8 protein-coding genes are annotated in these 10,826 nt (G+C 31.1%); 7 read left to right on the forward strand and 1 reads right to left on the reverse strand.

Translation table 11 applies throughout. The annotated features are described in order from the left end of the window. Positions 1–597 precede the first annotated feature (597 nt). From RWP19_RS09030 to RWP19_RS09060, 7 genes are all read left to right on the forward strand, one after another. Positions 598–933 carry a hypothetical protein gene (locus tag RWP19_RS09030; protein WP_314357403.1) on the forward strand — a complete coding sequence of 112 codons (336 nt, stop codon included), beginning with the start codon at positions 598–600 and terminating at the stop codon, positions 931–933. A gap of 372 nt (positions 934–1,305) precedes the next feature. Beyond that, positions 1,306–3,222 carry an Eco57I restriction-modification methylase domain-containing protein gene (locus RWP19_RS09035; RefSeq protein ID WP_314357404.1) on the forward strand — a complete coding sequence of 639 codons (1,917 nt, stop codon included), beginning with the start codon at positions 1,306–1,308 and terminating at the stop codon, positions 3,220–3,222. Next, complete coding sequence (locus RWP19_RS09040; RefSeq protein WP_314357405.1) at positions 3,222–6,491, forward strand: DEAD/DEAH box helicase family protein; 3,270 nt, start codon at positions 3,222–3,224, stop codon at positions 6,489–6,491. The genes RWP19_RS09035 and RWP19_RS09040 overlap by 1 nt, the downstream gene beginning before the upstream one ends. 29 nt (positions 6,492–6,520) lie before the next feature. Continuing rightward, positions 6,521–7,021 carry a hypothetical protein gene (locus RWP19_RS09045; protein WP_314357406.1) on the forward strand — a complete coding sequence of 167 codons (501 nt, stop codon included), beginning with the start codon at positions 6,521–6,523 and terminating at the stop codon, positions 7,019–7,021. Positions 7,022–7,252: 231 nt separating this feature from the next. Next, the gene (locus RWP19_RS09050) at positions 7,253–7,843 is read left to right on the forward strand and encodes a hypothetical protein (protein WP_314357407.1); all 591 of its coding nucleotides are present in this window, start codon (positions 7,253–7,255) and stop codon (positions 7,841–7,843) included. A gap of 171 nt (positions 7,844–8,014) precedes the next feature. Continuing rightward, on the forward strand, positions 8,015–8,929 hold the full coding sequence (locus RWP19_RS09055) for a haloacid dehalogenase-like hydrolase (RefSeq protein ID WP_129823145.1): 915 nt from the start codon (positions 8,015–8,017) through the stop codon (positions 8,927–8,929). 376 nt (positions 8,930–9,305) lie between these two features. Then, a complete protein-coding gene (locus RWP19_RS09060) occupies positions 9,306–10,106 on the forward strand; it encodes a hypothetical protein (protein WP_314357408.1) in 801 nt (266 codons plus the stop codon). Between the two features lie 151 nt (positions 10,107–10,257). On the opposite strand, the gene tnpA is transcribed toward RWP19_RS09060, so the two are convergent. Further along, positions 10,258–10,719 (reverse strand): IS200/IS605 family transposase, encoded by a 462-nt coding sequence (gene tnpA / locus RWP19_RS09065; RefSeq protein WP_005380067.1) that lies wholly within the window; start codon positions 10,717–10,719, stop codon positions 10,258–10,260. Between the last annotated feature and the right edge of the window lie 107 nt (positions 10,720–10,826).

A 10,826-nucleotide genomic window follows, 5' to 3' on the forward strand; every position in this document is an offset into this window, starting at 1 on the left:
GATGCAGCAGCATTCGCTAAACTTGTTGAAGTAGCTAAAAACGCTTAATAGCATAACAATACAGATTAAGGACTCTCTGATGAGGGTCCTTTTTTATATGGTGGAAAGTAATATAATAAAGGCCTATAGTACATGTTTAGTACTATAGGCCTTTATCGTATTTACCATATTATCTTCTATATCCACCGCATCCTCTAGTATTAGAGTTTGGACCGCAATAATTTTGGTTGTCATTGTTGGATGTTGCATAGTTAGTATTGTTCGTATTGTTATCGGAGTTGTATTGTGTGTTAGTGTTGCAATTGTACTGAGAGTTATTGCATACATAATCGTAAGCAAATCCAGTAGATACAACAGCAGTCACGGCTAAGAATGTCATGACAATTATACGTTTTGTAAATTTCATAGATGTCACCTCCTTGTTCCTATATTTATATTATACTACTATGAGTCAATTGAAATATGATTTTTAACATATAATATTAAGGTTGAATGGAATGTTGGATGTGTAGAAAAATACATATATTATATTATAGAATAAAATATATAATTTTTTATTAAAATCAATCGTTTCATTATATTTTGAGGTAAGATGATATGTTTAGTTGGTATAAATATAGAAATAAAGTTAGACGAGCTAATCTCCTATATAAAAGAAATAGAATATTTAGACAGAATTTTCTAAAATATAAAAAATATTATAAAGGTTTGTCTGAAGAAAAACGTATTATAGAGCTAGATTTAATTGAGCATAATGAAAAAAACTTTACATTATTTTATCAGATTTTATTTATGATTATTGGTGCCTTTATAACTTTATTTATTCCATTTCAGATCAATACATTAATATCTGGAGATAATGCAGATCTTTATGGTTGGATTATAGTAACTATGGTATCAGTGGCTTTATTTTCAACATTTTCTTGTTTATAGCCTTATTATTTTTGTCTGCACATTATAAGTATTATTTAAGTGTTTATGTATTATTTTTTATTGTATGGCTTTTAATTTTATTTTCACCAATGTTTGATCAGTATATTATGTTTCATTTAGTTCTTAGTATAATTACTTTTATTACTTTACTGGGATTAGCGTGGTGGTATTTAGGTTTTGAAAAAGAAGTATTATTAGCTCGTAAGTTAGCAATAAATTTAGGTCACACACGTCGTATATAATTTAATTGCTAATTTATTTAGATATTAGTAATACAGTAATACAGCAATATAATAAGAATAACTTTAAAAATTAGATGAAAGATAATATAATTGTTGTATATACATACATTACATTTATAAAGGGGTTCATATGGAATTACTAACAGTGGATATTAGCGAAGAAGGTATTGCTAATGATTCTGGAACGCTGTTGACAATATTACTAAAAGATCGTACTACAAATAAAAATATTGTATGGGCTTCTCCTTCTTACGAAGGCATGGGGAAGCCTTTTTGTGCTAATCAGCCTATTAAAAAAAATCTAATTATAGGTCCTTATGATTCCATTATTCAACCACGTGTTGAAAAAAATAAACGCAATCAAGAGATACGTACACGTAAACGCGGTGAAGTATTTACTCCATCCTGGCTTGTTGATAAGCAGGTATCTATTGTAATGAATGAAATCGGGGATATTTCTTTTGAAAGCTTTATTGCTTTACGTTGGTTAGAGCTTGCCTGCGGTGAGGCCCCATATATTGTAACTCGTTATGATTCTGTTTCTGGTGATATTATTCCTGTTGATGAGCGTGCTGGTTTTTTAGACAGGAAATTGCAAAAAATAGCGGAAGAATCAACTACGGAGAAAGAGTTTATTAAATGGTCTAAAATAGCTTATGAATCAAGTTATGGCTATGAGCTGCAAGGTGATTCATTATTATTAGCTCGTGAAAACCTATTATTATCATTCTGTGAACATTATGATTATAAATTTGGTAAATTACCAACTATGAAGGTAGTTAAACAAATAGCAACTATTATCTCTTATAATATATTCCAAATGAATGGGTTAACTAAGCAAATCCCATATTCAAATGATTCAAAAGGCAATATTCAACTCAATCTATTTGATGAAGTAAATGAGCAAGCGAAAAAGGGAGATTTGTTTACACTTGTCAAAGACTGGAAAAATAAAGTGTTAGTATGTGTTGATTCAATTTCAAAGGGGGACGAAAAGATGAAGTTTGATGTTGTTATTGGTAATCCACCGTATCAGGAGGAGACTAAAGGGGATAGCTCAAGTAGTAATCCTATCTATAATTATTTTATGGATGAGGCGTTTAAACTTGCTGATAAGGTATGTTTAATTACGCCAGCAAGATTTTTGTTTAATGCGGGCCAAACATCTAAGAAGTGGAATCAAGAACGTCTTAATGATCAACATTTTAAAGTTTTATATTATGAGCAAAAAAGTTTTAATATTTTTCCAAATACAGATATTAAAGGTGGAGTTGCCATTTCTTATAGAGATTCTAATCGTGATTTAGGTCCTATAGAAATCTTTATAGCAATACCTCAATTAGCAGATATATTTAAAAGAGTAGTTAAGAGTTATAAATTTAATGGTTCATTATCTACAATTATTTATCCACGAACAAGCTATAGGTTTACGAATAAACTACATGAGGATTACCCAGATGCTTACAAATATTTAAGTAAAGGTCATGAAATTGATGTATCTACGAATATTTTTGAGCGATTACCTTTTATTTTTTTTGATAATCGACCTGATGATGGTTTTGAATATATTCAGATATTGGGGCGAAGTAAAAATGAGCGTATTTTAAAATGGATTAGACGAGACTATATAATTAATCATCCAACATTAGATAAATATAATGTATTTATACCAGCAGCTAATGGTAGTGGTGCTATAGGTGAGGTTCTAGCAACTCCCCTTATCGGGGAACCCCTTATCGGGGAACCCCTTATCGGGGTAACAGAAACTTTTCTTGCAATAGGTGCTTTTGAGACAGAATATGAGGCTAATGCGTGTCTAAAATATATTAAAGGTAAGTTTGCAAGAATTATGTTGGGAATTTTAAAAATAACACAACATAATACTGCTGAAAAATGGTTATATGTTCCTCTTCAAGATTTTACACCTAACTCAGATATTGATTGGTCTAAGTCAATTGAAGATATAGATCAACAATTGTACAAGAAATATAATCTTTCACAAAATGAAATAGATTTCATTGAATCAAAAGTGAGGGCTATGGACTAATGGGGACAGAGATTAAAACAGGGAAGGTTGTAGAACCTAAAATCTATGCATATACTACACCACAAGTTACTACTAATGATGGATGGATTAAGATTGGGTACACAGAACGGGATGTGGAGACTCGAATTCGTGAGCAAACTCATACGGCAGCTATTAAAACAGAAATTTTATGGAATCATTTAGCTGAATATGTAGATGGACCAGATAAAGGTATCAATTTTAAAGACCATGATTTTCATGGCTTCTTAAAGTTTCATGATATAGAACGTAGACCAAAAACAGAATGGTTTTACTTTAATGGTACGCCAGAGAAATCAGAAAGTTTATTTAATAAGTTTATTCGTCATGATATATCTGGTTATCAACCGGGTAAAAGTCAAGAGTATACTCTACGCCGAGAGCAAGCCGAAGCTGTAAATAAAACATTAACTTATTTTAAAAATCATGAGAATAGTGAGTTTTTGTGGAATGCAAAGCCACGATTTGGTAAGACATTGTCTGCTTATGATTTAGTTAAGCAATTAGATGTAACCAATGTATTAGTACTTACCAATCGTCCGGCTGTTGCCAATTCTTGGTATGATGACTTTGAACAATTTATTGCTGGTAATACAAAATATAAGTTTGTTAGTAGCACAGATTCATTAAAAGATCGTCCATCTATGAGTAGAGATGAGTTTATAACATATCTTGATGAAAATGAAGATGCTAAGCAAATTGCATTTATCAGTTTACAAGATTTGAAAGGATCTAAATTCTTTGGTGGTGAATATAATAAATTAAAATGGGTTGCTGATTTACATTGGGACTTAGTGATCATAGATGAAGCTCATGAAGCTGTTGATACTCGTAAGTCAGATTTTGCTTTCAATAATATTCATCGAAAATGGACGTTACATCTATCTGGCACACCTTTTAAAGCAATTGCAAAAGGTCAATTTAGTGACGACCAGGTTTATAATTGGTCTTATGCAGATGAACAACAGGCAAAGAACAATTGGGATGCTACTAATGAAAGTGGAAATCCATATGAAGCATTACCTCAACTAAATATGTTTACTTATCAAATGTCTAAAATGGTTTTAGATGTCATTAATGATGGTGTAACTGTTGATGGTGAAAACTATGACTATGCATTTGATTTAAATGAATTCTTTGCTACTAATGAAAGTGGTGAATTTATTCATAGAGAAGCTGTTGAAGCATGGTTAAACACTTTAACTAACGCAAAAAATGAAAAGTATCCATTTTCTACAAAGGAGTTACGTAATGAATTAAAACATACATTCTGGATTTTAGATCGTGTAAATTCAGCTAAAGCTTTAAAGAAGTTATTGGAAAATCACCCAACCTTTGAAAATTATGGTATCGTATTGGCCGCTGGCTCTGGTAATGCTTATGAATCTGATGAAGGAACTGAAAATGTCAGGTCTTTGGCTGCTGTTCGCAAGGCAATTAAAGAGCATGATAAAACAATTACACTCTCTGTGGGCCAATTAACGACCGGCGTGACAGTTCCTGAATGGACTGGTGTTATTATGTTATGTAATATGAAATCACCAGCTCAATATATGCAAGCAGCATTTAGAGCACAAAACCCATATTCTTGGATAGAAAATGGTAAATACTACCGTAAAGAACGGGCCTATGTATTTGATTTTGCGCCTGAACGAACATTAATTATTTATGATAAGTTTGCTAATGACTTATCAATTGCTACTGCTGCTGGTCATGGGACAACTGATGCTCGAAATGAAAATATAGGTGAGTTGCTAAATTTCTTCCCTGTTATTGCTGAGGATTCTTCAGGACGAATGGTGGAGATTGATGCGGCTCAAGTGATGACGATTCCTAAGCAAATTAAGGCTCAAGAAGTTGTTAAACGTGGCTTTATGTCTAATCTTTTATTCGATAATATTGCTGGTATCTTTAGGGCTACACAAACTGTTTTAGATATTCTAAGTGAATTGCCTGAAGCCTCTCAAGGCAAAGTTACTATAGGGAGCGATGAAATAGATATCATCGATGTTGAGTTAGATGATGATGATAATCCAATTGTTCCAGATGAAATCATTATTAGTAAGCAAGAGGTTTTATTTGGCGATAAATTGCGAAGTTCAATTACTACTATTAAAGAAACGATACGCAATGAGGACTTAAGACCAACCTTGGAGGAAATGCTTAGTCGAGTAACGGCTCCTGTTATTACACCGATTGTTCGAGAAATGCAAGATACGTATGGCTTAAAAAATCGTGCAGCACAACGAATTGAAAAAGATATTAAAGAAGCAATTAAAACTGTAGTTGAAGAGAACGAAAGCGCTCAAAAGGTTGCTATTGCTCATAAAGAAGAAGAATATAAGGTCAAAATTGAATCAGCTACGACTACAGAAGAGAAAGAAGCCGTTGAAGCAGAACGAGAAGAAGTTATTGTTGCTCTTGAAAATGAATTTAAAGAAAAGTTTACTAATGATATCGCTAGTACATTACAAAATCTACCTAAAGAGATTATTAAACGACAAGAGGTTGAAGCGCTGCAAAATCGTATGAGTAGTGATGAAGAGAAAATTCGTGGTCATTTGCGTGGGTTTGCTCGAACAATTCCAAGCTTCCTTATGGCTTATGGAGATGAAAATCTTACATTAGAAAACTTTGATACCTATGTAGATCAAGATGTATTCCATGAAGTTACTGGTATTACTTTAGATCAATTTAAATACCTACGTGATGGTGGAGAAGGCTTTACTGGTCATTTATTTGATGCACCGACATTCAATGAAGCTATACTTGAATTCTTACGTAAAAAAGCAGAACTTGTTAATTACTTTGAAGAGAATAAAGAAGATATTTTTGACTACATTCCACCTCAACAAACAAATCAAATCTTTACACCTAAAAAAGTTGTAAAACGAATGGTAGATGAACTAGAAAAAGAAAATCCTAATATTTTTAATGACTCAACCAAAACTTATATTGATCTATATATGAAGTCTGGATTATATATTGCAGAATTGATTAAACGTTTATATAACAATGAATCTATGAAACAACAATTTCCAGATGATAAAGATCGCTTAAAACATATTCTTGAAAATCAAGTTTATGGTTTTGCTCCATCTGCTATCATTTATCGTATAGCCATAAACTTTATCTTTGGGCCAATTGGGGATAATGTAAGTAGGAAGAATTTTGTGCAAGAAGATACAATACCTTATGCTAAAGAGGGGAGAATACAGGACTTAGTTGAGTTATATTTTGAAGAGAACTAGTATGTTGTTATTTAATGCAAATGAGGAGATTGATTAATATATATAAACTTTTAAAAAATATTGATAACTTGGTGGATAAAATTAGTGGGTTTATAAAACGCTATTTTATCTGTCTATATTTATCTATATTCAATGTCAGTAAGATTCCTAAAGTGTATTTTCTTTGGGGGATAATATTTTTAATAATTAATTTTATTGCATTAAATTTAATTTCTATGCATTTAGAGTTAGATTCTATTACAGGGGTTATATTGACAATAGCTAGTAAAGATATTTCTAATATATCGCCAGTTACAAAGATTTGGAGCATTAAATTTCTTAGTTTTTTATTGGGAAATTTTATTTTTTCTGTTTTATTCTCAATTCTTATATATAGACTATCTAAAATTAAAATTACTGTGAGTAGTGTATTAGGAGCTTCTGGATTTGCTGCTTTTTCAGGGTATATTTATTTTTTATTTAGTGGAATATTGTCAATTTTTCTGTTTACAAATGATAGTATTATTAGTAATTTAGAAGTTGTTAATTAATTACTGAATAATACATCTTCAGGGAGTATTGATGTTTATATAGCTAATGTATATTTATCGTATGTAAATATATATGAGGCAACTATTTTACATCAATATAATTTTATATTAGCGTGTAAATTTGGAATATTTTTATTTACTATAATCATTTGGTGGAAAATTATTTTCGGTATATTAAAATTAGATTTTACATGTCGTAATATTATATCTTTTGTTAGCTCGATTTTGATAATGGGAATTATTAATATAGTAATAATAGTGGGATCTAATTATGAAAATATAAAATTATTTTATAGTCAATCGACTATGTATTCAGAATTAGTTGATAAAGTAAAAACGATAGATTCTGATTCTAATAAAGACTATAATAAACTTAATATTTTAACTAATATTCTTGCTGAAGATTCACGGTTGAGTCATAAAACTAGATATAGTCTTTATGTGTATTCAATTTTGTATGAAGAGCTTTATATTAGTCAATTATCACAACTACAGAGTGATTCGAATACTAAAGAGATATTTACCGATGTAACTAATCTTGACACCTTAGATAAAGTATTATTGATTGAAGAGAATAACTATAATTTCTATAAGGCTAATGCAATGGATTTTAGTATACTTTTTGATGCTACGCCTGCTTTTGATGAGGATGTACTATCGTTTAATGATCATTTAAATTTATTGTCAGTCAAACTAACTAAAGCACATGAGAGGCGTAAGCTAATAAATGATAATGAAGTTGATGAAAAATTATCTATTTTTACTAAATTTACGTATAATTTACAACATAATATACTTACTTTAGATTTATTAGCGATATAATTTGATTCATTAATTGATATTTCTCGGTGTTCATATATGAATTGAATTTAAATGGATATAATTAGCTCTACATCAGTTATATAGGGGGATGTAATACTATTTTATTAAAGGAACATAAGAATTTAGTTTTTGGATGTTGTGTTTTGTGGTTTTATATAGGCGGGTATAAATATGTCAAACATAATTGCTGTAATATGGGATTGTGATAAAACTTTAATTAATGGGTATATGCAGGATCCGATTTTTAAAGAATATGGTATTGATGCTAAGGAATTTTGGGCGGAAAATAATCAAAAACAAGATGATTTATGTAAGAAATATCCTAATATACGCATTAATTCTGATACATATTATTTAAATTTATTTCTTCAATATATTCGTGAAGGAAAGTTTGATGGATTAAATAATAAAAAATTACATGAGTATGGTAATAAACAAGAGTTTTATAAAAATGTACCAGAATTCTTAGCATCATTAAATAATCTCTTTCAAGATAAAGCTGAATATAAGGATTATGATATTCAAGTCGAGAATTATATTGTAAGTACAGGCTTTGCAGAGTTAATTCGCGGATCAAGATTAAATGATGTTGCTAAATCAATATGGGGTTGTGAGCTTATTGAAACTAATATAAATAATGATCTAGTTCTTAGTGATGTAGTCTATACGATAGATAATACAACAAAAACGCGTGCAATTTTTGAAATTAATAAAGGAAGTTGGAACAAAGAACTCCATGTTGATGTAAATGCTAAAATATCATTTGATATGAGACGTGTACCTTTTGAAAATATGATATATATTGCTGATGGTCCTAGTGATATTCCCGCTTTTTCCTTAGTAAAGCAAAAAGGTGGAACAACTTTTGCTATTTATCCTAGAGAAGATGGTGATGCCTTAAAGCAAGTCGAACAAATGCGTATTGATGGTCGAGTTGATATGTATGCAGAGGCGGATTACTCTGAGGGCACAACTGCTAATTTATGGATAAAAAATAAAATTTTTGAGATTGCTGATCGAATTAGAGAAGAAGAGCGTTCAAAATTTAGAAATTCGATATCTACAGTTCCAAGGCATTTGGTATAAGTATTTATAATATGTATAATAAGCAAACATTATTTTGATATTTAGTTCTATTTTTATTTTGTATAAGAATGAGGCTCTAATGAATGCTGTAATAAATGCTGTAATAACTTTAGTCAGAACTTTATTATGAAGTCTAACTGAATAGCATCTGTTTTAGATATTACAGTTTAACGAGCTTTTTAAATTAGCCATTATAATTGAAGATAAGATATCTACAAGTAAACATAGCAATCAAATCATATCATATACGAATCGATTACAAGATTTCTTTGAGAACACTAATTCAGGAAATGCATATCATAAATTAGAAAAAGCATTTAAACTATTATGAGGAGACATTAAGGATACTGAATTAGCTGACTATCATATCCATACCGTGTATTTCAAGATGGGGTATTACTTTGATTACGATTGGCAAGTAGCTCATAGCGATTCTGTAGATAATTATTTAACTGGTCCTATGTTTTGGGATATCTTAAAAAATTATGACGACTGTGAAAGCGATATTCTAAAAGGCTATTGTGAGCACTTAAAAAATCAACTAGATTGGTATCAAGCTGTATCTAAGATTAATGGAAAATATGATGATGAAGAATGTCATTATATTAAGTGGGAACGTATTACGCAGCATGGTTTTTTACAGGTTTTATTTGATAATGAAAGTTTGGATGGTGCTTGGTTATGGAAAGATATGAGTACATATACCAATCAATATAGTACCGGTACAAATCAGGGAGGCAGTCCTTGGACTAATCGTCGGTTTTGGACTCGCATAGAATCTGACGATATCTGGGCTACACCACCAAGGAAGTTTAATCCATGGCTGTTTTGGCGTGTAGATCATGATTCTAAGGGAGCGTACTTATCTTTACGATATTATAATAATGACTCAAGCGAAACTGGAAAGGTATTACGTAAAAGGGTATATGCTCAGCTTATTACTATGATTGATAAAGCCATTTCGAATGAATTGGAGATATTAAGTCGAGCTTATAATCAATGTGTTACTAGACCTCAACATGGTAACTACTATGAAAATACCTTGATTCATATTGGTATTGAACCAGTGTTAGCATCTTGGGATGAAAATAAAGGACAACCGTTTATTGAGTGGGTACGAGATATTGATTGCAAGCTAAGAGAAACTATTGAAGCTTTTGATTGGGAAAAGTTTTAAGTTATAACAATCAGAACCACCCGTAAAACGGGTGGTTTGCTCACGGGCTATAAGCCCGTAGTACTAGGCCAGCGTCTAAAGGCGCTGGCTTTCACTACGTTCAAGCCGCATAGCCATTGACTCGTAACATTCCCCTTAAAGGGGATATGTATTACTTACTACCCTTAAAAGGGTCCTCATATTCTTTTACACTAAGTTTATCTTTCATTTGGTCATGTAACTCTTGCTCACGTATATATTTCTTTACTGTAGCCTCATTTAAACCTACTGTACTAACATAATACCCCTCGGACCAAAAGTGTCTATTTCCAAATTTATACTTTAAGTTTGCGTGTTTATCGAACATCATTAGTGCACTTTTCCCTTTTAAATATCCCATAAAAGATGATACTGATATTTTAGGTGGGATTAATACTAGCATATGCACATGATCAGCCATAAGCTCCCCCTCTATAATCTTGACGCCCTTATATTCACATAAACGTCTCAATATTTCACGTAAACTATTTCTGTATTGATTATATATAACTTTACGTCTATACTTAGGTGTAAATACTATGTGGTATTTGCATAACCATTTTGTGTGCGCAAGGCTCTGTGTCTTTGTTGCCATATAAAATCACCTTTCTTTTGTATATAATGCGGCTTGAACACCTACATTATACTTAAGCAAGGTGATTTTTTTGTATAACTTTCGTTGCCGCACCCGCATAGCGGGTG

The sequence above is a fragment of the uncultured Veillonella sp. genome, assembly GCF_963522475.1.
GTDB lineage: Bacteria > Bacillota > Negativicutes > Veillonellales > Veillonellaceae > Veillonella.

Excerpts from the sequence above, each read along its gene's own strand:
- RWP19_RS09055 (WP_129823145.1), top strand. The coding sequence starts at position 8,015 with ATGTCAAACATAATTGCTGTAATATGGGATTGTGATAAAACTTTAATT.
- RWP19_RS09035 (WP_314357404.1), top strand. The coding sequence starts at position 1,306 with ATGGAATTACTAACAGTGGATATTAGCGAAGAAGGTATTGCTAATGAT.
- tnpA (WP_005380067.1), bottom strand. The coding sequence starts at position 10,719 with ATGGCAACAAAGACACAGAGCCTTGCGCACACAAAATGGTTATGCAAA.
- RWP19_RS09030 (WP_314357403.1), top strand. The coding sequence starts at position 598 with ATGTTTAGTTGGTATAAATATAGAAATAAAGTTAGACGAGCTAATCTC.
- RWP19_RS09050 (WP_314357407.1), top strand. The coding sequence starts at position 7,253 with ATGGGAATTATTAATATAGTAATAATAGTGGGATCTAATTATGAAAAT.
- RWP19_RS09040 (WP_314357405.1), top strand. The coding sequence starts at position 3,222 with ATGGGGACAGAGATTAAAACAGGGAAGGTTGTAGAACCTAAAATCTAT.